Genomic DNA, 20,591 nt, shown 5'->3' with positions numbered 1-20,591 from the left:
ATGATTTACAACATTTGCCGGGCTCTGCTCCGTGGAATTTACAAGATTTTGTTCCGACTGGAAGCCAAGGGTCTGGAGAATATTCCTTCTTCAGGGGGAGTACTGTTATGCTCCAATCATATTAGCTTGCTGGATCCTCCGACGATCGGCATCTTGCTGGATCGGAAGGTGCACTTTATGGCTAAGAAGGAACTGTTCGACATCGTTGGTTTCGGTTGGCTCATTCGTCAACTAGGAGCTTTTCCGGTTAAGCGCGGCGGAGTCAGCAAGGAATCCATCAAGACCTCCTTGCTGCTTTTGCGGGAAGGCCATGTAATGGGGATCTTCCCGGAAGGTTCGAGACAGAAGGGCGATGATGGAGGAGAGGGCAAGAAAGGCGCCGCAACCTTCGCGCTCCGCAGTGATGCGACGGTCATTCCGGTGGCCATTATCGGCCAATATAAATTGTTCCGCAAAACCAGAGTTGTCTACGGTGCGCCGGTAGATTTGGAAGCTTTCAAAGAGCTGAAAGGCGCGGAGGCAGCTGAACAGGCTACCGAGAAGATTATGTCGCAAATCTCGGAGCTCAGAAAACTAGGATAATTTAACGCCTGATGCATGAAGGCATGAAAACTTGGAAAAATAGGATTAAATTGTTTTGAACTTCGCTTCTGCGGGTTTAAATAAATGGTTTTTTTGAATTGAGGAGGTAATCACATGTCGGAAGAAACGAAGAACGGATTGGAAGCTGCAGAGGCGGCAAGCCAGGCAGAATTGGAACAAATCGTATCCTTGAAAAAAGGGGACACAGTAAAAGGAACGATCGTCAAAATTGAGGATAACCAAGCTTATGTGAGCATTGGATATAAATACGACGGCGTTATTCCTATTCGTGAACTGTCCTCGGTACATTTGGACAACGCGGCTGATGTCGTACAAGTTGGCCAGGAAGTAGAAACAAAGGTTGTCAGCATTGACGACGATAAAGAGCGTCTGGTGCTGTCCAAGCGTGCGATTGACAGTGAAAATGCTTGGGAAGAATTGCTGAAGAAGTTCGAATCTCAAGAAACCTTTGAGGTTACGGTTGCCGATGTGGTAAAAGGCGGCATCGTTGCCGATGTGGGCGTTCGCGGATTCATTCCTGCTTCGATGGTAGAACGTCATTTCGTTGAAGACTTCAGTGATTATAAAGGACGCACCCTTCGGGTGAAGGTGAAGGAAATTGATCAGGAGAACAATAAAGTGATCCTGTCCCAGAAGGATGTCCTCGATGAAGAGTTCGAAGCTAACAAGCTGAAGGTTATGGGCAGCTTGAAGGAAGGCGAGGTCATCGAAGGCACTGTACAACGTCTTACCCAATTCGGGGCATTTGTTGATGTGGGCGGAGTTGACGGTCTGGTGCACGTATCCGAAATCGCTTGGAGCCATGTCGATAAGCCAGCTGACGTACTGTCCGAAGGCGACAAGGTAAAAGTGAAGGTGCTCAAGGTTGATCCTGAGAAGGGCAAAATCAGCCTGAGCATTAAAGCGGCTACTCCAGGTCCTTGGGAAACTGCAGCTGAGAACTTCAAGAGCGGAGATATCGTATCCGGTGAAGTAAAGCGTCTTGTGGCATTCGGCGCATTTGTTGAAATCGCACCAGGCGTTGAAGGACTTGTTCATATCTCGCAAATTTCTCATAAACATATCGGTACTCCGCATGAAGTGCTGAAAGAGGGCCAAACGGTTCAAGTGAAGATTCTTGAAGTGAACCCTGGTGAGAAGCGCGTGAGCCTCAGCATCAAGGAAACAGAAGATGCTCCGGAACCGGCTCCTAAGAGTGAAAAGCCTGGCAAGGGAAGCAGCGTTCGCAAAGAAGACCTCGGAGACAACCCGAATGTGTCTCTTAGCAACCAAGGGTTGAGCATTACCCTGGGAGAACGTTTTGGCGACAAGCTGAGCAAATTCAAGTAATCGGGATAAGGCAAGCATGAATCGGCGGCCCCTTGAAGCGGGTTCGCCGATTTTGCTTGTTTAGGAAGAATTGGTTACAATCGGTTAGCATATGGTTGCTTTTTTTGCTATGATGTTTTCGATGAAAAGCGATGCAGGCTTACAGCTAATGCGTTGATGAGATAGAGGAATGAAACAAGGAGGAATGCGCATGGCAAGACCAGTTGTGGCGATTGTCGGCCGGCCGAATGTGGGGAAGTCCACGATATTTAACCGGATTATTGGCGACCGTCTGGCCATCGTGGAGGACAAGCCAGGAATCACGCGTGACCGGATCTATGGCACCGCGGAATGGAACGGCAAGCCTTTTAGTATCATCGATACAGGCGGTATTGAATTGGATGATGAGGAGCCGATTCTAAAGTCAATCCGCATGCAGGCGGAGCTGGCAATTGAGGAAGCGGATGTGATTGTGTTTATGTGTGATGCCAAGACGGGGGTAACGGGTTCGGACGAGGAAGTTGCCGGGCTGCTGTTCCGTTCAGGCAAACCGGTTATTGTGGCTGTCAATAAAGTCGATAATATCGGTCGGATGGATAATATTTATGAATTCTATAATCTCGGATTCGGCGAACCTATCGGGGTGTCCGGAAGCCACGGAACAGGCGTTGGTGATCTTCTGGATGCTATCGCTGATAACCTGCCGGAGCTGGAGGATGTGGAATATGAAGACGATGTAATCCGGGTTGCTCTGATTGGTCGTCCGAATGTAGGAAAGTCCTCGCTTGTAAACGCCATTCTTGGCGAAGAACGCGTCATTGTAAGCGATATTGCAGGCACGACGAGAGATGCGATCGATACTCCGTTTGAGAAGGACGGTCAAAAATATGTCCTGATTGACACAGCCGGAATGAGAAAACGCGGCAAGGTATACGAGAGCACGGAGAAATATAGTGTCATGAGAGCAATGAAGGCAATTGAGCGTGCTGATGTTGTGCTTGTGCTTATTAATGGTGAGGAGGGAATCATTGAGCAGGACAAGCATATTGCCGGCTATGCCTATGAGGCTGGCAAGGCTGCGCTTTTTGTCGTTAACAAGTGGGATGTTGTCGAAAAGGACGACAAGACGATGCATCAATTCGAACAGAAGATCAGAGACCATTTCTTGTTTATGACGTATGCACCGGTTGTGTTCCTCTCTGCGAAAACGAAGCAACGGCTTCACAAGCTTTTACCGGTCGTTCAGCATGTTGCAGATCAACATACGAAGCGGGTTCAGACGCATCTGCTTAATGACGTAGTGTCCGATGCGATTGCCATTAATCCGCCTCCGACAGACAAGGGCCGCAGACTACGGATCAATTATGTAACCCAAGTAGCGGTGAAACCGCCTACGATGGTGGTGTTTGTGAATGATCCGGAGCTGATGCACTTCTCATATGAGCGATACCTGGAGAACAAAATCCGGGCTGCCTTTGATTTTGAAGGAACGCCAATCCGGTTGTTTACGCGCCGGAAGTCTGACGAAGGTTAGGGGAGTAGGACACAAGTGATATTACCGATCATAGCTGTAATCGCCTGTTATTTGCTCGGTTCGGTCAGCTTCAGTGTTGTGTTGGCCAAGGGACTTAAGGGAATTGATATCCGGCAACATGGCAGCGGAAATGCCGGAGCAACGAATACCTTGCGTGTGCTGGGAAAGGGGCCGGCCATTTTAGTGCTGGCGCTGGATGTATTGAAGGGAATCGCAGCCGTCTGGATAGGACACTGGCTTGGCGGCGGCTCGGAATGGGTCGCTGCAATCAGTGGTATCGCTGCGATTATTGGCCATAACTGGCCGGTCTATTTCCGCTTCCGCGGCGGAAAAGGAATTGCTACGGCCATTGGTGTTATGGCAACGCTGTTTTTTTTCCCTGCGTTTTACGCCGGAATTATTGCGATCCTATCCATCGTCTTTACGAGATTTGTTTCGCTTGGTTCCCTGATCTTTGTATTCTTAACACCGATATTTTTGCTGATTAGCGGCGAGTTCGGCGCTTATTTCTGGGCGAGCCTTGTCATCTGTCTGTTCGCCTTCTGGCGGCATCGCTCAAATATTGTGAAGATCATTCAAGGCAAAGAGAACAAACTTGGATCCAAAGGAGGAACACGCATTGTCTGAGAAGGCTGCTGTACTGGTAGCAGGCAGTTGGGGAACGGCTCTGGCCAGCGTTCTGGCCGACAAGGGCATCGATGTGAATATTTGGACACGTAATGAAGCACAGTGCCGGGAGATCAATGAGCGCCATACGAATGAGCGCTTCTTGCCGGGAGTTGTACTCCCGTTCAATCTGGTTGCTGTGACCGATATGGAGGCGGCGGTGCGGGGAGCCAGCTCAGTTGTTATAGTCGCTCCTTCGTCTGCAGCGAGAGAGGTTGCTCGTTCGTTGAAGCCTTATTGGAGCGAGAACATGCTGGTGGTCCATGCTACTAAAGGCTTCGAGACAGAAAGCTTGAAGCGTATCTCGACGGTCATCTCCGAGGAGCTTGAATGTGAAGAGGGCAGGATTGTTGTTCTCTCCGGCCCGAGCCATGCGGAAGAGGTCGTCAAGCGCTGCCCGACCACGGTTGTAGTTGCTTCATTGGATGACAAAGAGGCTGCTAAAGCCCAGGACCTGTTCATGCATTCCTATTTCCGTGTTTACACAAATCGGGATATGCTGGGAGCAGAGCTTGCCGGGGCATTCAAGAACATAATCGCACTGGGTGCCGGTATGTCTGACGGGCTTGGGTACGGGGATAATGCCAAGGCCGCGCTGTTGACCCGCGGATTGGCCGAAATTACTCGTATCGGTGTCGAGATGGGGGCCAATCCGCTTACGTTTGCCGGGCTAGCTGGAGTAGGTGACCTTGTAGTAACGGCAACAAGTAAGCACAGCCGGAACTGGAGGGCCGGATTCATGCTTGGCGAGGGGACACCGCTGGATGAGGTGCTCTCGTCGATGGGGATGGTCGTGGAAGGAATTCGTACCACCAAAGCTGCACATACGATCTCCGAGAAGTACCAGGTGCAAATGCCGATCGCGAGTCAATTGTATCACGTGTTGTTCGAGGGAATGAACCCGAAGACAGCGGTTGAAGCCTTGATGGGACGGGATCGCAAGACCGAAATGGAAATGATGTCGATCGAAACCTGGGAGCAGTGGCACAGCTAAGCTGTGTAAGTTGAACTAAATAAGCTGCATGGAAAGGGCATAAGAGTGAAATGTTCTGGAAGAAGCGGGAGCGTTCGCCTTTGTGAGTGGATTTCTACCTTAAACTTCCCTGGTTCAGTTAGAGAAATCCGCGAACAACAGCGATCGGAAGAACACTTCACACGTTGCCTCCGCATGCATAATCTTTAGTTCACCCGATGTAGACAATCCGCAACCGCCCAGGACCTTTTTCGTGAACACCTCATAAACTGTTGGGGAGGACATGGAGGAGGCGAGAGCATGGGCAAAGTTTCCAAGGATGCGTTGAATGCAATCAATAAAAAGACAGGCAAAAATATAACCGAGGGTGCAGTTAAAAAATTGGCCGGTACGGTAAAGCCTTCCACAATGCAGAACGAGGCTGAGCTTCGCAAGCTGATCAAGCAGGTTTCATCTATGGCGAAGGTTCCTGTGACTGAGAGCACGGTCAATGAGATTGTTGCAGCGGTCAAAAAAAGCGGAATGAATCCATCCAATATGGAAGCCTTGATGAAAATGATGTTGAAGAAGTAGACAAAGTTCAGATAAAGCCTGTAATCGGCAGTCCCGCTTGGAAGCGATGGCTTCAAACGGGACTTTTTTTTGTGCTATAATATTTATCATAATCAGTTCACGCCATTAGAATTGGGAGTGTTAAGTGTATGGATCCGATGACAAAAATGTGGCTGTCCTTGGCAGCCCTGCTTGTAATGGGCTTGTCCGTATTTCTGATCACATTTGCCAGGACCAAAACGAAGGGGATTGTTCGCGGTTTGCTGTCGTTGTTTGCCTTCGTGATTATGGTTGCCGGGTTTCTGGCGGGGCTGGTGTCCATCACCTGACCAACGGGAAGAGGTTTAAATCATGAGATTCCAGCAAGATGACACATCGGCCTCGGAGCTGCTGAGATCGCTTTGCCTGCTCCATAAGCGGCTTGAGCATGCGGAGGTTCCCTGGATACTGGGCGGAAGCTGCGCCTTATGGCTGCAAGGGGTTAGCCTTTCTGCACTGCCTCGTGATATCGATGTGTATACTGATGATCAGCATGTTCCGCTTCTCCATGAGTTGCTGTTCAACCTGGCAACGGATGAGCCGACTCTGGATGAGAGCGGAATCTACAGCTCCAGATTAAGTCACTACCGATTGGGCGAATATGCCGTGGAATTGGTTGGAGGGTTCCGAATTCGCGCGGGCTCGTCTTCGTATTTGACCGAGGTCGAAGAGATTCTTGCCCCTGCTGCTCGCCAGATCAAGCTAGATTTGGCTGAAGGGGAACTGCCCCTGATGCCCCTTTCTCATGAGCTGGTGTTCAATATCCTCCGCTCACGTCCTGATCGTTATCAGGCCGTTGCCGAAGCCATGGCAAGAGAGCCGAAGCAGCATGCCGCAACATTAAGAACATTAATTCGGAGCAATTCATGGAGCGAAGCCCATCTTCGTCAGCTTAAAGCGCTGTTTCCCTGGGCAATAGAAGGATAAGAGGAGGCCGCATGGATGGAAGCCCAAGTAACCTTTTATCCGGCTGAAAAGCCGATTAAAGTACGGGTCGGTACAAGCTTGTTGCAGGCTGTTCATAAAGCCAGGATCGCTATGCCTACGAGATGCGGGGGGAAGGCGTCTTGTATGATGTGCAAGATCCAGGTGGAAGAGGATAGCTCTGCCGCTTTATCTCCTCCTTCTGCTGCGGAGCGGCGCAAGCTGGGAATGGCGGAGCTGGAAAAAGGGACAAGGCTTGCCTGTCAGTGCAAGGTCCTTGGAGACGCAGCGATCAGGCTCCCTGAGAATCCGCTCAAGGCTGCGATTCGCAGACAGATGGAACTGAAGGCGCAAGAGTCGGATGAACTGTGGTAAATATCATAACTATGCATAAGGAGAACTCGGTATGCATCGAAATTATTTTGCTCCATTAGCCAGAATCATGCTGGTCCCGATGGCTCTTGCTATACTGTTGTCAGGCTGTCTGTATCGGGAGGCAGTGTCGGAGAATCCTTCCGATGCCTATCGTGAGGGTGTGAACCGAATCCAGCTTGCCGTGGACCAGTACCAAAGCGATCATGAGCTCCTTCCATTAATAACCCCTTCCGAAGAGACCCCGAAGTACGAGAAATTTCGGGTAGATCTGGCTTTGTTGCAGAAGCAAGGATATCTGGAGTCAATTCCCCGGGCCGCCTTCGAGAACGGGGGAAGCGTCTATTTTCTCATACAAAATGAAGAGCTTGACCCTGTTATCAAGATCATGGATTTGACAACGGCTCAGTACGTTAACGATGTTGAACGGCTCGCCGCCAAATACAGGGAGCAGCAGGGAGGCGTCCTGCCGGTAAAGAAGGAAGATGGAGAATTGCCGGAAGGAATACATAGGATCGATTTGAAGGCGATGGGCGGGGAGAACTATGTGCTGAAAAGCGTGTATTCCGGCCTGGAACTGAACTATCTGATCAACGAGGAAGGCAAGGTCTATGTGGATTATGCTCCGGACTTGATGCAGATTGTTGAGCGCACGGGAATTACGCCTTCCGATGACAATGATATTCGGGAAATGCTGACGGAGCAATCTTACTTCGTTCCCGTGAAATCCTTGCCTTATTTTTGGAAGGATAATCGACCGATCCCCCAACCAGAGTAATCTAGTTAGAGGTAGTTTTTTGAACATGCGTTATTAGCTGTGAAACAAGCCGTTCCTGAGCCAGTTGGCCGGGGGCGGCTTTCTTTTTGCAAAAAACATTGCATAATGCGTATCTCTCATTCATACGCATTCAATATGGCGGAAAAATCATTGTCCTGCCCGCGGCAGGTATGAGATCAAAAAAAGGACCGGAGATGACGGGGATTCTGTCATAAAACTTCATCTTGTACATAAGATGGTACTAGTCCAAAAGCATGTACGAGTGGCGCCGCTTCGATTGTAATCTTCCTGCATCAGGTAAAGCGGCGGCGGACGCGGGTTACGGGAGCTGCCGCTCCTGCCCAGCTGCGTATGCAAATTGTTGGTGAATAACGAAGCGGATGCTCTCAAAGCATTTTTCCTTCGGCGAAATTTGAGGAGGGGATATCAGTGGTATTGGAGAAAGTAGACATTTTTAAGGACATTGCCGAACGTACCGGAGGGGATATTTATCTGGGCGTTGTCGGGGCTGTCCGCACCGGCAAATCTACGTTTATCAAGCGGTTTATGGAAACGGTCGTACTCCCGAATATCGCAAGTGAGGCAGACCGGGTCCGGGCAGTGGATGAGCTCCCGCAAAGCGCTGCAGGAAAGACGATAATGACGACTGAGCCAAAGTTTGTGCCCAATAATGCGGTACAGATTAAGGTGGCAGAAGGACTTGAGGTAAACGTCAGGCTTGTGGATTGCGTTGGCTATGCCGTAGAAGGAGCGAAGGGGTATGAGGATGAGAACGGACCTCGAATGATTTCTACGCCTTGGTTCGAGGAGCCGATTCCCTTCCAGGAAGCGGCCGAGATCGGAACCCGCAAGGTGATTCAGGAGCACTCCACACTGGGTGTCGTCGTAACGACGGACGGAACCATTGCCGATATCCCGAGATATTCCTATGTAGACTCGGAGGAGCGGGTGGTTGCCGAGCTTAAGGAAGTCGGCAAGCCGTTCGTACTCGTCATCAATTCGACCCGGCCAAGCAGCGAAGAAGCGCAACAGCTTCGGGGAGAGCTGGCTGCCAAATATGACATTCCGGTCATCACGCTTAGCGCAGCTACAATGACTGAGGAAGATGTTACCGGCGTGCTCAGAGAAGTACTGTACGAATTCCCTGTGCATGAGGTGAATGTCAACCTCCCAAGCTGGGTTATGGTGCTGAACGAGAATCACTGGCTGCGCAGCAACTATGAGAACTCTGTCCGCGATACGGTCAAGGATATCCGCAGGCTTCGCGACGTGGATCGTGTCGTTAATAATTTCATGGAATACGACTTCATTGACCGTGCGGGACTTAGCGGTATGAATATGGGGCAGGGCGTAGCAGAGATTGACCTGTATGCCCCGGATGATCTGTATGACCAAATTTTGATGGAGGTCGTCGGAGTAGAAATCCGCGGCAAGGATCACTTGCTCCAGCTGATGCAGGATTTCAGCCATGCCAAGCGGGAATACGACCGTTTCTCCGAAGCGCTGGAGATGGTCAAGACAACCGGCTATGGAATTGCCGCCCCTTCTCTCGCGGAAATGGCTCTCGACGAGCCGGAGCTGATCCGGCAAGGCTCTCGCTTCGGTGTTCGCCTGAAGGCAACGGCACCTTCAATTCATATGATTCGTGTGGATGTGGAATCGGAATTTGCTCCGATCATCGGTACCGAGAAGCAGAGTGAAGAGCTGGTTCGCTTTCTAATGCAGGATTTTGAGAATGATCCGATCAAGATCTGGGAATCCGATATATTCGGCAGATCGCTCCACTCCATTGTTAGAGAAGGAATCCAGGGCAAGATTGCCATGATGCCGGACAATGCGCGCTACAAGCTTCAGGAGACACTTGGACGGATTATCAATGAAGGCTCAGGCGGTTTGATCGCGATTATTTTGTAACGGTTATAGACGGGTTAACCAACAGGCCGGCTGGGTTACAGCCGGCTTTTTCATGTGTTTTCGCGCGGAATTCACCAAATCGGGACTTAATTCACTTGAAAATATTAATCCGCTGTATTACTATAAATTTGTTCCGCGCCTTGAAAACGATGGCAAATGGCGGATTTCCGGGAGAAATATGCCTATTCTGTCCGCTTCAACGTATAATTTACGGCAAAACGGAAACAAAGTATATCAGAATGAATTTCAAATTTACTAGGGAGGTGAATCCTAATGAACAAGACCGACTTGATTTCGCAAGTTGCTGAAAGCACTGAATTGTCCAAGAAAGACGCTACTAAGGCAGTAGATGCTGTTTTTGAAGCGATTGCGGGCGCACTTCAAAGCGGAGATAAAGTACAGTTGGTTGGTTTCGGTAACTTTGAAGTTCGCGAGCGCTCCGCTCGTAAAGGCCGTAACCCGCAAACCGGAGAAGAAATCGAAATTCCTGCGAGCAAAATCCCGGCATTCAAGCCTGGCAAGGCGCTCAAAGACGGAATCAAATAAGATTTCTACATATCTTCCGTGATCAAGGTCCGTGGGCACTAGTGTTCACGGGCCTTTCTTATGAATTCCAGAACGGGAAGGAGCTACATTCATGGAGCAGTCCGGACAAGGAAGCGAGCAAGGAATGGGCGGCGACTATTTTGTCGTAAAAGCTAAGGACCAGGGGGTTACCGTAATCGGTCTGACCCGCGGGAAGGACACCCGTTTTCATCATACGGAAAAACTCGACAAAGGCGAGGTGTTGATTGCCCAGTTCACCGACCACACTTCTGCGGTCAAGATCAGGGGCAAGGCTGTTGTATACACCAAGTATGGTATCGTGAATACCGAGGAATAATTGTTAAGCAGGCATAGCCTGCTTTTTTCTTTTGTAGAATGAAATAAGGGACAGCATTCTGCAGGTTAATTGGACGGAGGGAGCGCAGCCCATGGACAAGAAATGGTTGATCCGGTCATTGTTATTTGCCTTCAGCACTGTCATGCTATGTGCATGGTTAATCGGACCGGGGGGAGCTTTGCCGAAGGGCGGTGCCCTTTCGGCTGCTTCTGTCGTTGCTCCTGCTTCCTCCCTCGTGCTGACCGATGAGAATCTGGTGGACGGCTTGGCCTCGCTTGAATTATCGGTACGGATTGCCAAGGTGGACTTGAATGGCCAAATTCTTTCGATCGATCTGCGGGTAGCCGAGGAACAATTTGATAAACAGCAATTGTATCAGAGCATGGCGGAAGTCATCTCATTCGCTATGGAGGATACCTCCAACATCGACCAGCTGCTGCTAAGGCTGATTGCCGAGGATCAATGGCTTGGCACCAGGTACTTACTGCTAGCAGCGGATGTCCGCCGGGGAGCCTGGCCGGTACAGGCCCTGGAGGAGCTTCGGAATTCCGGTCAAGAGGAGCTTTCGCCATCACTAATCCGATGGTTCAGAATCACGGCGACGCATCTTTGGAAGGAGCATATTCCTTATTGATCGTACAGTGCGCTCCATATGAACATGTGCTATAATAGACAAGATTGTGACATTCTTGAAGCTTAAAGAGGAAGTTCAAAAAGTCAGCTTTTGATCACGAAGTGTTCCAAGGCGTTGATTCGGCGTCGAATCTTGCGTTCACCCTCGAAGTCCGAGCGGATGCTTACGAGGCATGCTTCCTTTGGAAGCATTTTGCTCATGTAGGTTCTGCCTACACTCCGTTCCTCCTTCTTCGGGTTCTCGCAACCTTCTCGGTGCTAAAAACCTGACTTTTTGAACACGAACTTAATCGGTTAGGAATGTCCTTATATAGCAGCTCGGAGGCAGATGATGAGACCTGATCACATAACCGAATTGGCTCGAAAATATGTCGACTACGACATGATTTCTACTCACACGGAGCTTCCGGATTTTCCGGTACCCCGTGTTCGTTTGCTTTATACGTTCCTGAACCATCGGGAACAGCACTCCGGACAGCTGACAGAGGCCGGTCCGCTGGCGGCTTTCCTCGTCCAGTTAGGTCTGGATACGCATGACATGATTGATGTTGAAGACAGGCAAAAGGAAGAAAAGGAAATGCGCTCCCGCCAGTTGAAAGTGCTTGCTGGAGATTACTTCAGCAGCGTGTTCTATCAGCTCCTGGCGCATAGCGGTCAGATTCGCCTGGTGAATTCCATGAGCGCGGCCATTTGCGAAGTGAACCGGCTGAAGGTTCGCCTATATAATAGCTTGAAGCGCATGCTGCTTCCGGCTGAAGCCTATGTGAAGGAACGTGTTAAGCTAAAAATGACGTTGTTCCTTTCTTTTTCTCAACAGATGGATAAATCGGTGCGGAATGTTTGGGATTTGCTGCTGGAGGAGCTCAGCCATTGTGAGGTTGTGATGGAAGAGATCAAGCAGAGTGTAACGTCGCCTGCAGAACGAAAAGGCTTCGCCTATCTGAAAATGTTGGAATCGGCTACAGCAGAGGACAAGGAGCGAATTTCGCGAGACAGTATTGGGCCAGGGGAATGGCATCAATTGCTCAATAAGTATACGATCAGGGAACAGCTTCTGACGATGTTGGGTCATTCGGCGGATAGGGTGGAGCAGCTGATTGGAGAATGTCAGGGAGACAAGTTGCGGGCTGAGCTTGCTGCCGTGCTCGAACCGGTGAAAATGGCGCTTGCGCCGGAACGTCAGATGATACAGGAAGGGTGAGGTCTTGGACATGAACAGCAACCAGGCGGAGACAAAAGAGCGGTTTGTTCATTCGGTGTTCGAGAGCATCGCTCCCAAATACGATATCATGAACGATATTATAAGCTTCAGGCGGCATAAGGCCTGGCGCAAATTCACAATGAACAAAATGAATATGCAGCATGGGGATTCAGCGATCGACCTGTGCTGCGGCACCTGCGACTGGACCATCAGCATGGCGAAGACAAGCCAGGGACCGATTACCGGTCTGGATTTTAGCGATAATATGCTGGAGATTGGCCGGGCGAAGATTAAGGAGCAGGGAATAGAGTCGAATATTACTTTGATTCAAGGGAACGCCATGGCGCTGCCCTTCGAAGATAACAGCTTCGATTATGCGACAATTGGATTCGGGCTCCGCAATGTGCCGGACTTGAGACAGGTGCTTCAGGAAATGAAGCGGGTCGTCAAGCCGGGCGGAATGGTTGTATGTCTGGAACTGTCCAAACCGACCTGGCAGCCGTTCAAAGGAATTTATTATTTTTATTTCAAGCATTTGCTGCCGATGCTCGGAAGATTGATTGCCAAGCGATACGAGCAATACAAGTGGCTGCCGGATTCGCTTGTTCAGTTCCCGGGCCGAAAAGAACTGGCGGATATATTCCGGGAGACCGGACTTGCCGAAGTAGAAGCATATGCATTAACCGGCGGTATTGCCGCATTGCATATTGGCAAGAAGGAGTAGAGTATGTTTAGGAAAATAGGTATTTTTCTGCAAATGATAAAATTCGAGCATACGGTTTTTGCTCTTCCATTTGCATTTATGGGTACGCTGCTCGGCGCTGTTACGGTCAACCATTCGATGCCGACCTGGGCACAGATCGGCTGGGTTCTCATCGCGATGTTCGGGGCCCGCAGCGCGGCGATGGGCCTGAACCGTCTGATTGACCGGGCCAGCGATGCCAAGAATCCGCGGACTGCAAATCGCGCGATCCCAGCCGGACTTCTGAAGATCGGCGAAGTTATTATTTTTATTATTGCATCCTTTGCACTTTTGTTCTGGGCTTCCTCCCAGCTTAATTCCTTATCGATGAAGCTGCTGCCAATCGCAGTAGTCATGCTGGTGTTCTACTCTTTTACCAAGCGTTTCACATGGTTGTGCCATATTGTCCTGGGACTGACCATCGCCCTCGCGCCGCTCGGCGGCTGGGTAGCAGTTACAGGCAAGGTGGACGCGGCGGCATGGGTCCTGTTCGGAACGATTGTGTTCTGGGTTGCCGGCTTTGACATCGTCTATGCCTGCCAGGATGTGGAGTTCGACACCAAGGAAGGCTTGAATTCCATTCCGGTCCGGTTTGGAGTGGCCAATTCGTTGAAGATTGCCAAGGCGTTCCATATCATCACCGCTATCGGCTTTATTGGACTGCTATTATTAAGTCAGCTTGGCTGGTGGTACATCGCGGGAATGGTTATCGCTTACCTGATTTTGTTCTATGAACACTATATTGTGTCTCCTGCGGATCTTAGCCGCTTGCAGACATCCTTCTTTACCATGAACGGTGTGCTTAGCATCGTCGTCTTTTCCTTTACTCTGATTGATCTGGTGGTGCAGTAAATTTGAGCAATAACCATGGTCAAAGAAAGATTGTTGTCGGAATAACAGGTGCGAGCGGCTCCATATATGGAATCAGATTAGTACAAGCTTTGCTCGATACTGGTTATCAGGTTCATCTGGTCATTTCAAATGCGGGGTGGCGGGTGCTGAATGAGGAGCTGGGCTGGAGCGCTGCGGAGCGGGAGCGTATGCTGAGCGAGCATTTTGAAGCCGCCAGCGGCTCCCTCGTCTACCATCCGGCCGGCGATATCGGGGCCACGATTGCCAGCGGCTCCTTCCTTGTGGAGGCAATGGTCATCATGCCCTGTTCCATGGGCACGCTGGCCTCGGTTGCTAACGGAATCTCCGATAATCTCATGACCCGGGCTGCGGATGTCATGCTGAAGGAAGGACGGCCTCTGGTTCTGGTTCCCCGCGAGACACCGCTGCACGCTATTCATTTGGAGAATATGCTGAAGCTGGCCCGGCTGGGAGTTACTATTGTACCGGCTATGCCGGCCTTTTATTTCGGACCTCAATCCATAGAGGATCTGGTTCGTTTTCTGGTCGGCAAGGTGCTGGACACACTTCGAATCGAACATTCACTGTTTACTAGATGGGGGGATCGCAATGAACATCAGAGAGAATGAAGATATCCTCATCGGGAAGATCAAATATACCAATGTCTGGCCCGTATTTCATTATTTTGAGGCAAGTAGGCTCCCGCTGCCGGCCAGCCTGGTGACTGAAGTTCCTTCCAGGCTTAACCGGCGCATGCTTGAGCACACGCTGGACTTGTCACCAGTCTCCTCCTTCTCCTACGGCTACGGATCGGAAGAGCTTCTGCTCCTGCCGGATTTGTCCGTCAGCACAGATGGTCCTGTCCACTCGATCCTGGTCTTCTCGCGCAAACCGCTAAAGGAAATTCGGAACGGAACATTTGCGTTGACGAATACTTCCGCGACTTCGGTGAACCTGCTCAAGATCATTATGGAGCGGGCCTATGAAGGTAAGCCGACATATTGGGACAGCGAGCCCGTGCTGGAGAAAATGATAGAGAACAGCGACGCGGCTCTGCTGATCGGGGATCATGCGATCCAGGCCTCCTGGAAGGATCACGGTTATATCGTCACGGATTTGGGGGAAGTCTGGAGGGAGTGGACCGGGTACAGCATGACGTTTGCCGTCTGGGCGGTGCAGCGTTCTCTTGCCGAGCAGTATCCGGAGTTTGTCTCCGCCGTGTGTGAGGCGTTCCAGACCAGCAAAGCGAAAAGCCTTTCTAATCTTAAGCCGCTTGCAGATGAGGCGATGACTCAAATCGGCGGCACAGCATCTTACTGGAATCATTATTTTCATAACTTGCGCTACGACTTCCCGGAACACCGTCAGGCCGGGCTGGCTCTGTATTTCGCTTATGCCAGAGAATTGGGTCTGCTGGATCACGAGGTCCGGATGAACATATGGAATGACAATAAGCTGATACGGGTGAAAGAATGAAATTATTGGACATTTTCGGCGCACTAAAAAAAGATATGGATGTTATTGAGCAGCAATTGTACCGGAGCATCGAAGGCGATGAGGACCTGCTGAGCGAGACTTCTCTCCACCTGCTGAAGGCGGGAGGGAAGCGGCTGCGCCCTGTGTTTGTCCTGCTAGGCGGAAAGTTCGGAGACTACGATTTGAACAAGCTGCAGCATGTAGCGGTTCCGCTAGAGCTTATTCACTCGGCATCCCTCGTTCACGATGATGTCATTGATGATGCGGGGACAAGACGCGGCAAGCCCACGGTAAAGGCCAAGTGGGATAATAAAATTGCGATGTACACGGGGGATTTCATCTATGCCAAGGCATTGATGATGGCGACTACGCTGGAGAACCCGGAGCTGCATCGGATTTTGGCCAAGGCGATGGTTCAGATGTCCATCGGGGAAATGGAGCAAATCCGTGATTTCTTCAATACGGATCAAAGCGTGCGCAATTACCTGCTCCGTATCCGCCGCAAAACGGCGCTATTGATCGCAATCAGCTGCCAGTTGGGAGCATTGGCTGCCGACGCGCCATCATCAGTTCATCACCGATTGTACCGCTATGGCTATAATGTAGGCATGGCCTTTCAAATCCGGGATGATCTGCTGGATTTATTGGGCACCGAGAAGACCATCGGCAAGCCGCCGGGAAGCGATATGCGACAAGGCAATATTACGCTGCCGGTCATTTATGCGCTGCAGGAAGAGGGATTGAGAGCACCGCTGCTTGCAGAGCTGGAGCAAATCCGCGCTGCCGGACTAACGGCTGATACTTCCTCAGCCATCAACATGATTCGCCGGAGCGAGGGAATACGCCAATCCGAGGAGCTGGCTGACCGGTTTATCGCCAAGGCCTTTAATGCTCTGGAAGGGCTGCCGGAGTGCAAGGCGAAATCGCATTTGAAGGAGATCGCTCTGTTTGTTAACAAACGTTCTTACTAGAAAAGTGAAAAGTGATAAACTCCTTATCAGCTCTCTTTTTTTCTGGTAAACTACGGTTGATCTTTATCCTTCGCCGGTAGGCGGATGCTTCAGTATATTGACAAGTGAGACGGAGGTTAGTTATGGAGCGGACTTTTTTGATGGTGAAGCCGGATGGCGTTCAACGCGGATTGATCGGCGAGATTGTTGGCCGGTTTGAGAAGAAGGGCTTCAAGCTGGTGGCGGGGAAGCTGGTGACCGTTAGCAAGGAGCAGGCAAAAGCTCATTATGCCGAGCATGAGGGCAAGCCCTTTTTCGACAGCCTGATTACATTCATTACCTCAGGGCCTGTATTTGCCATGGTATGGGAAGGCGACGATATTATCGAGCTGTCGAGAATGGTGATCGGCAAGACGAAAGTAACGGAAGCGCTGCCAGGCACGATTCGCGGTGATTACGCTGCTCACACGCCATTCAATCTGATTCATGGTTCGGACAGTCCGGAAAGTGCGGAGCGGGAGATCGCCAACTTTTTTGACGAATCGGAGCTCGTGCTCTACGCTAAAAGTATTGCAACTTGGGTCTAATGATTGGGGGATAATGTGATGCTGCCGGAAGAACAGATTCAGATGGATCCGGACTATCTCGGATTTATTCAAAGTATCAAGAAGAGCACAGGCATAGATTTGGCCCAATACAAGGAAGCCCAAATGAAACGCAGACTGACTACGCTGCGCAACAAGAACGGCTTTCCTTCATTTGATGCCTTTTACACAGCCATGATGCAGAGCAAGCCTTTATTCTATGAATTTCTGGACAAGATGACGATCAATGTTTCGGAGTTCTGGCGGAATCCGAATCGTTGGGAGGTGCTTCGGGACAAGGTGCTTCCGTCCTTGCTTCCTGAATCCGGAACCCCCAAGCTGCGCATCTGGAGTGCGGCCTGCTCAACAGGAGAGGAGCCGTATACGCTGTCCATGATTCTGGCTGAGAAGGGATTGCTCCATAGTACATATTTGCTGGCGTCGGATATTGATGAAGGGGCGCTGGCAAAAGCCGCAGAGGGCAAATATCTGGAGCGTTCATTGAAGGATGTTCCCGAGGAGATTGCGAAGAAATACTTCACACAGGACGGAGCGATGTTCCGCTTTGACGAGAAGGTGAAGAAAGCCGTGAACTTTAAGAAGCAAAATCTGCTGCTGGACAAATTCGAAGAGGGCTTTGATCTGATCGTATGCCGCAATGTAATGATTTATTTTACAGAGGAAGCAAAGCATCAGCTCTATCACAAGTTTGCAGGAGCGCTGCGCCCGGGGGGCATTTTATTCGTCGGAAGCACTGAACAGATCTTCTCGCCTTCGCAATACGGATTTGAGTCTGCCGATACGTTCTTTTATCGTAAAAAAGCCTAGCCGCTGTATATTCCTCCTCTCGTTATCCCATAATGACGAACAACAGGGTCAATAGGAGGCAGGGCATATATGGATAAGAGAAAGGTCATTGATGCTTACCGGAGAGGATTATTGACGCTGCAGGAGTGCTCTCAGGTGCTGGGGCTCGAAAAGGCACAGCTGTCAGGAATATTGGAGCAATCCTACAGCGACAAGCGGCGTGAGCTATTGGATGAGCAGCAGCATGCGTCAGGACATCCTTAATCTTCCGGTATTCCGGGCCGATTTCCTTGCTGCATATTTTTTTAACCACCCGTTTTTGCAGGTAGTATTCCTGCAGAAACGGGTTTTTTATCTTTATGCAGCCGATCACACAAATGATTTTTTCAGCGAGCATCATAAACAGAATTCCCCTAGATAAAAACCACCCCAAAGTATATGTCATGTAATCCAAGTGTAATTTTTTATGGAATTATTTCTGAATGATAATGAAATATCTTATAAACATTTCGCAAATTTATTCATAATTTATGTCAATATAGACTATGCTAACGTTTATTATAAACGAATATTGATGTTTTAGGGTTTTTTATGTAAAAAAGCGCTTCACAAAGAAAGGTATATGTGATTAAATAAGAAAGTATCAAGTGAAATAAATATGAAATACTATGAAATAAATATGAATCTAATTTCACTTGAAGTATTCCATTTGGAGAAGGGAGGGAATTGTACGTTGAATTTGTACGTAATCCGACATGGACAATCAACAATGAATATCGGAAAAGGAGGCGGAGCAGATTGTGAGCTATCTGAAATAGGATATTGGCAAGCTCAGCAAATACCCACGTACTTTAAGGATATTAAAGTTAAGGTCATATTTTCTAGTCCGCTTCGAAGAGCTCTTCTATCAGCATTGCCTCTTGCACGTGCCTGCAACTTGCCGGTGATCCTGGTTCCCGAAATGTCTGAGATGTTTCTGGATCAATGGACAGAGTATCGGGATTATAACTGGCTAAGATGCGACCAAATTGAAAGCGATTACGACAACGTGAGGTTTATACATACACACGATAAAAGTAAGCAGTGGTGGCCGGTATGGCCGGAGGATCAACGTGCGGTAAGAGCTAGAGTTCGTTCTTTTTATGATAGGCATATTGCTCCAGAACTAGGGACTGACGAGAACATTGTTGTTGTTGGGCATGGACAATCTACTGCGGACTTGAAGCAAATTGCTAATCCAGGTGATATGATTCCGGTCTATAATGCCGGTATTGTCAAGTTCACGATGAGAGCTGATGGTAAATGCGAGTCTGCCGAAGTTTTTACCGAACATCTAGGAATACATGTAGCTGATTGAATCTTATTCACTTAATAACAAGGCCCAATTAGGAGGTTTTTTATAATGAATTTCAAAAAAATTACACTTTTGTTGACTGCATTAGTTTTAGTCTTTTCTATTACTGCATGCTCGTCGGGCTCTGGCAATTCAGTGACATCCGATGCAAGCAATAACATTTCGTCCGAGAATGGGTCATCAACATCAGTGAATGGTGAAGATGAAGGTTTAGTACCGGAGCCTGGTGCAAAGCTGGTCATTTGGGAAGGTAAGGATGAGCAGCCTTTCATTGAAGCGATTGCGAAGGAGTTTACAAGCAAATATAATATTCCGGTCGAATTTCAGGAGGTTCCAGCTACGGAACAACGGAAAAAGTTGAAAACTGACGGCCCTGCCGGCCTGGGCGCGGATATATTGGTTATGCCTCATAATACCTTAGGCGATGCGGTAGCTTCTGGCATTTTACTGCCTAATGATTATTATGCAGAAGAAACAATAGCCAACTACCCTAAGGAACTGGTGGATGCTGTATCGTTGGACGGTATGATCTATGGCTACCCTCGTAATGTAGAAACCTACCTCTTGTATTACAACAAGGAGCTTGTTGATGAGGAGGTTCTAAAATCATGGGACAGCATTGTCGAATTTGCTAAAGGATATAACGATGTAGCTAACAATAAGTTTGGTTTTATGTGGCAGGTGACGGATTTTTATTATAACTATTCTTGGATTGGGGGGAGCGGGGGTTATATCTTTGGAAACAATGGAACGGACCCGGACGATATTGGTTTGAATAGCGATGGCGCTATTGAAGGAATGCAATTTTTCCAAAGCTTAAAAGCAGCTCTTCCGATTAAAGGTGTCGATGCAACCGCAGACGTAAAAACTAACCTGTTCCAAACCGGGAAATTGCCGATCAATATGGATGGAGTAGCTCAATTGGGAAACTTCACGAAGGAAAAGCTGGGATTTGAAGTTGGGGCGGTTCCTCTTCCTCCGATGCCAAACGGCAAGACGCCTATCAGTTTCTCTGGAGTAAAAGCTTATTATGTAAGCTCATTCAGCCAATATCCGAATGCAGCTAAATTATTTATTCATTTTGCCACTACAGAAGAAGCTGCAATGAAGAACTTTGAATTAACGGGGATCATTCCGTCGCTTAATGGCATGGATTCTCTGCCTGAAATTACTGGTAATGAGGTAGTGAAAGCATTTACAGAGCAAATTAAAAACTCTCAGCCGATGCCCAATATTCTTCCAGCGACTCAAATGTGGGGACCGATGACTGCTGCCTTGGAATTAATCTGGGAAGGCGCCGATGTAAAGACGACACTGGACAAGGCTGTTACTGACATCAAGGCAGGCATTGAACAGCAAAGCGCTAAGTGATTCTCGGATTGTAGTAGATAACATAAAAGTTAAGCAGTTATCCTCTTCAAAATGGATAATTGCTTAACTTGAAGG

25 protein-coding genes are annotated in these 20,591 nt (G+C 49.2%); all 25 read left to right on the top strand.

Going from position 1 to position 20,591, the window contains the following annotated elements; translation table 11 throughout:
- The 25 genes from KI362_RS13140 (at window position 1) to KI362_RS13020 (ending at window position 20,516) form a co-directional block, all read left to right on the top strand.
- Window positions 1-582 (top strand): lysophospholipid acyltransferase family protein, encoded by a 582-nt coding sequence (locus KI362_RS13140; protein ID WP_044479040.1) that lies wholly within the window; start codon window positions 1-3, stop codon window positions 580-582.
- Window positions 583-696: 114 nt separating this feature from the next.
- Window positions 697-1,932 carry a 30S ribosomal protein S1 gene (gene rpsA / locus KI362_RS13135; protein WP_044479039.1) on the top strand — a complete coding sequence of 412 codons (1,236 nt, stop codon included), beginning with the start codon at window positions 697-699 and terminating at the stop codon, window positions 1,930-1,932.
- Between the two features lie 190 nt (window positions 1,933-2,122).
- A complete protein-coding gene (gene der / locus KI362_RS13130) occupies window positions 2,123-3,445 on the top strand; it encodes a ribosome biogenesis GTPase Der (RefSeq protein WP_044479038.1) in 1,323 nt (440 codons plus the stop codon).
- Window positions 3,446-3,460: 15 nt separating this feature from the next.
- Window positions 3,461-4,072: a glycerol-3-phosphate 1-O-acyltransferase PlsY gene (gene plsY, locus KI362_RS13125; RefSeq protein WP_301627602.1), complete on the top strand. Its 612-nt coding sequence runs from the start codon at window positions 3,461-3,463 to the stop codon at window positions 4,070-4,072.
- Complete coding sequence (locus KI362_RS13120; RefSeq protein ID WP_301627600.1) at window positions 4,065-5,105, top strand: NAD(P)H-dependent glycerol-3-phosphate dehydrogenase; 1,041 nt, start codon at window positions 4,065-4,067, stop codon at window positions 5,103-5,105. Before plsY ends, KI362_RS13120 begins: the two co-directional genes overlap by 8 nt.
- A gap of 279 nt (window positions 5,106-5,384) precedes the next feature.
- Window positions 5,385-5,657, top strand: a complete 273-nt coding sequence (locus tag KI362_RS13115; RefSeq protein ID WP_044479035.1) for a stage VI sporulation protein F — start codon at window positions 5,385-5,387, stop codon at window positions 5,655-5,657.
- A gap of 128 nt (window positions 5,658-5,785) precedes the next feature.
- Window positions 5,786-5,965, top strand: a complete 180-nt coding sequence (locus KI362_RS13110; protein WP_044479034.1) for a DUF2768 family protein — start codon at window positions 5,786-5,788, stop codon at window positions 5,963-5,965.
- Window positions 5,966-5,987: 22 nt separating this feature from the next.
- Complete coding sequence (locus KI362_RS13105; protein WP_301627597.1) at window positions 5,988-6,602, top strand: hypothetical protein; 615 nt, start codon at window positions 5,988-5,990, stop codon at window positions 6,600-6,602.
- A 15-nt stretch (window positions 6,603-6,617) separates the two neighbouring features.
- Entirely contained in the window at window positions 6,618-6,974 is a 357-nt protein-coding gene (locus tag KI362_RS13100; protein ID WP_301627595.1) for a 2Fe-2S iron-sulfur cluster-binding protein, read from the top strand.
- A gap of 31 nt (window positions 6,975-7,005) precedes the next feature.
- Window positions 7,006-7,749 (top strand): hypothetical protein, encoded by a 744-nt coding sequence (locus KI362_RS13095; RefSeq protein WP_301627594.1) that lies wholly within the window; start codon window positions 7,006-7,008, stop codon window positions 7,747-7,749.
- Window positions 7,750-8,184: 435 nt separating this feature from the next.
- Window positions 8,185-9,663 (top strand): stage IV sporulation protein A, encoded by a 1,479-nt coding sequence (spoIVA, locus tag KI362_RS13090; RefSeq protein ID WP_044479970.1) that lies wholly within the window; start codon window positions 8,185-8,187, stop codon window positions 9,661-9,663.
- Between the two features lie 273 nt (window positions 9,664-9,936).
- Window positions 9,937-10,209, top strand: a complete 273-nt coding sequence (locus KI362_RS13085; RefSeq protein ID WP_044479031.1) for an HU family DNA-binding protein — start codon at window positions 9,937-9,939, stop codon at window positions 10,207-10,209.
- A gap of 91 nt (window positions 10,210-10,300) precedes the next feature.
- A complete protein-coding gene (mtrB, locus tag KI362_RS13080; protein WP_044479030.1) occupies window positions 10,301-10,546 on the top strand; it encodes a trp RNA-binding attenuation protein MtrB in 246 nt (81 codons plus the stop codon).
- Between the two features lie 91 nt (window positions 10,547-10,637).
- Complete coding sequence (locus KI362_RS13075) at window positions 10,638-11,180, top strand: hypothetical protein (RefSeq protein ID WP_301627591.1); 543 nt, start codon at window positions 10,638-10,640, stop codon at window positions 11,178-11,180.
- Between the two features lie 330 nt (window positions 11,181-11,510).
- Window positions 11,511-12,380 carry a heptaprenyl diphosphate synthase component 1 gene (locus KI362_RS13070; RefSeq protein ID WP_301627589.1) on the top strand — a complete coding sequence of 290 codons (870 nt, stop codon included), beginning with the start codon at window positions 11,511-11,513 and terminating at the stop codon, window positions 12,378-12,380.
- A gap of 10 nt (window positions 12,381-12,390) precedes the next feature.
- Window positions 12,391-13,104: a demethylmenaquinone methyltransferase gene (locus KI362_RS13065; RefSeq protein ID WP_301627587.1), complete on the top strand. Its 714-nt coding sequence runs from the start codon at window positions 12,391-12,393 to the stop codon at window positions 13,102-13,104.
- A gap of 3 nt (window positions 13,105-13,107) precedes the next feature.
- A complete protein-coding gene (locus tag KI362_RS13060) occupies window positions 13,108-13,974 on the top strand; it encodes a UbiA-like polyprenyltransferase (protein ID WP_301627585.1) in 867 nt (288 codons plus the stop codon).
- Window positions 13,975-13,976: 2 nt separating this feature from the next.
- Window positions 13,977-14,603 carry a UbiX family flavin prenyltransferase gene (locus KI362_RS13055; RefSeq protein WP_301627583.1) on the top strand — a complete coding sequence of 209 codons (627 nt, stop codon included), beginning with the start codon at window positions 13,977-13,979 and terminating at the stop codon, window positions 14,601-14,603.
- A complete protein-coding gene (locus KI362_RS13050) occupies window positions 14,584-15,450 on the top strand; it encodes a menaquinone biosynthesis protein (RefSeq protein WP_301627581.1) in 867 nt (288 codons plus the stop codon). Before KI362_RS13055 ends, KI362_RS13050 begins: the two co-directional genes overlap by 20 nt.
- Window positions 15,447-16,421 (top strand): polyprenyl synthetase family protein, encoded by a 975-nt coding sequence (locus tag KI362_RS13045; protein WP_301627579.1) that lies wholly within the window; start codon window positions 15,447-15,449, stop codon window positions 16,419-16,421. Before KI362_RS13050 ends, KI362_RS13045 begins: the two co-directional genes overlap by 4 nt.
- Window positions 16,422-16,543: 122 nt before the next feature.
- Complete coding sequence (gene ndk, locus KI362_RS13040; RefSeq protein ID WP_216479334.1) at window positions 16,544-16,987, top strand: nucleoside-diphosphate kinase; 444 nt, start codon at window positions 16,544-16,546, stop codon at window positions 16,985-16,987.
- Window positions 16,988-17,005: 18 nt separating this feature from the next.
- Window positions 17,006-17,812, top strand: coding sequence for a CheR family methyltransferase (locus tag KI362_RS13035; protein ID WP_301627576.1), 807 nt, complete (start codon window positions 17,006-17,008; stop codon window positions 17,810-17,812).
- 69 nt (window positions 17,813-17,881) lie between these two features.
- Window positions 17,882-18,055 (top strand): hypothetical protein, encoded by a 174-nt coding sequence (locus tag KI362_RS13030; RefSeq protein ID WP_187375137.1) that lies wholly within the window; start codon window positions 17,882-17,884, stop codon window positions 18,053-18,055.
- A 469-nt stretch (window positions 18,056-18,524) separates the two neighbouring features.
- Window positions 18,525-19,148 carry a histidine phosphatase family protein gene (locus KI362_RS13025; RefSeq protein ID WP_301627574.1) on the top strand — a complete coding sequence of 208 codons (624 nt, stop codon included), beginning with the start codon at window positions 18,525-18,527 and terminating at the stop codon, window positions 19,146-19,148.
- 45 nt (window positions 19,149-19,193) lie between these two features.
- Window positions 19,194-20,516: a sugar ABC transporter substrate-binding protein gene (locus tag KI362_RS13020; RefSeq protein WP_301627572.1), complete on the top strand. Its 1,323-nt coding sequence runs from the start codon at window positions 19,194-19,196 to the stop codon at window positions 20,514-20,516.
- Window positions 20,517-20,591: the final 75 nt, after the last annotated feature.

The organism is Paenibacillus apis (assembly GCF_018333295.1).
GTDB classification, from domain to species: Bacteria; Bacillota; Bacilli; order Paenibacillales; family Paenibacillaceae; genus Fontibacillus; species Fontibacillus antibioticophila.
This window is presented reverse-complemented; position numbering and strand designations above follow the sequence as displayed.

Excerpts from the sequence above, each read along its gene's own strand:
- KI362_RS13140 (WP_044479040.1), top strand. The coding sequence starts at position 1 with ATGATTTACAACATTTGCCGGGCTCTGCTCCGTGGAATTTACAAGATT.
- rpsA (WP_044479039.1), top strand. The coding sequence starts at position 697 with ATGTCGGAAGAAACGAAGAACGGATTGGAAGCTGCAGAGGCGGCAAGC.
- der (WP_044479038.1), top strand. The coding sequence starts at position 2,123 with ATGGCAAGACCAGTTGTGGCGATTGTCGGCCGGCCGAATGTGGGGAAG.
- KI362_RS13115 (WP_044479035.1), top strand. The coding sequence starts at position 5,385 with ATGGGCAAAGTTTCCAAGGATGCGTTGAATGCAATCAATAAAAAGACA.
- KI362_RS13110 (WP_044479034.1), top strand. The coding sequence starts at position 5,786 with ATGGATCCGATGACAAAAATGTGGCTGTCCTTGGCAGCCCTGCTTGTA.
- KI362_RS13105 (WP_301627597.1), top strand. The coding sequence starts at position 5,988 with ATGAGATTCCAGCAAGATGACACATCGGCCTCGGAGCTGCTGAGATCG.
- KI362_RS13100 (WP_301627595.1), top strand. The coding sequence starts at position 6,618 with ATGGAAGCCCAAGTAACCTTTTATCCGGCTGAAAAGCCGATTAAAGTA.
- KI362_RS13095 (WP_301627594.1), top strand. The coding sequence starts at position 7,006 with ATGCATCGAAATTATTTTGCTCCATTAGCCAGAATCATGCTGGTCCCG.
- KI362_RS13085 (WP_044479031.1), top strand. The coding sequence starts at position 9,937 with ATGAACAAGACCGACTTGATTTCGCAAGTTGCTGAAAGCACTGAATTG.
- mtrB (WP_044479030.1), top strand. The coding sequence starts at position 10,301 with ATGGAGCAGTCCGGACAAGGAAGCGAGCAAGGAATGGGCGGCGACTAT.
- KI362_RS13075 (WP_301627591.1), top strand. The coding sequence starts at position 10,638 with ATGGACAAGAAATGGTTGATCCGGTCATTGTTATTTGCCTTCAGCACT.
- KI362_RS13070 (WP_301627589.1), top strand. The coding sequence starts at position 11,511 with ATGAGACCTGATCACATAACCGAATTGGCTCGAAAATATGTCGACTAC.
- KI362_RS13065 (WP_301627587.1), top strand. The coding sequence starts at position 12,391 with ATGAACAGCAACCAGGCGGAGACAAAAGAGCGGTTTGTTCATTCGGTG.
- KI362_RS13060 (WP_301627585.1), top strand. The coding sequence starts at position 13,108 with ATGTTTAGGAAAATAGGTATTTTTCTGCAAATGATAAAATTCGAGCAT.
- KI362_RS13050 (WP_301627581.1), top strand. The coding sequence starts at position 14,584 with ATGAACATCAGAGAGAATGAAGATATCCTCATCGGGAAGATCAAATAT.
- KI362_RS13045 (WP_301627579.1), top strand. The coding sequence starts at position 15,447 with ATGAAATTATTGGACATTTTCGGCGCACTAAAAAAAGATATGGATGTT.
- ndk (WP_216479334.1), top strand. The coding sequence starts at position 16,544 with ATGGAGCGGACTTTTTTGATGGTGAAGCCGGATGGCGTTCAACGCGGA.
- KI362_RS13035 (WP_301627576.1), top strand. The coding sequence starts at position 17,006 with ATGCTGCCGGAAGAACAGATTCAGATGGATCCGGACTATCTCGGATTT.
- KI362_RS13030 (WP_187375137.1), top strand. The coding sequence starts at position 17,882 with ATGGATAAGAGAAAGGTCATTGATGCTTACCGGAGAGGATTATTGACG.
- KI362_RS13020 (WP_301627572.1), top strand. The coding sequence starts at position 19,194 with ATGAATTTCAAAAAAATTACACTTTTGTTGACTGCATTAGTTTTAGTC.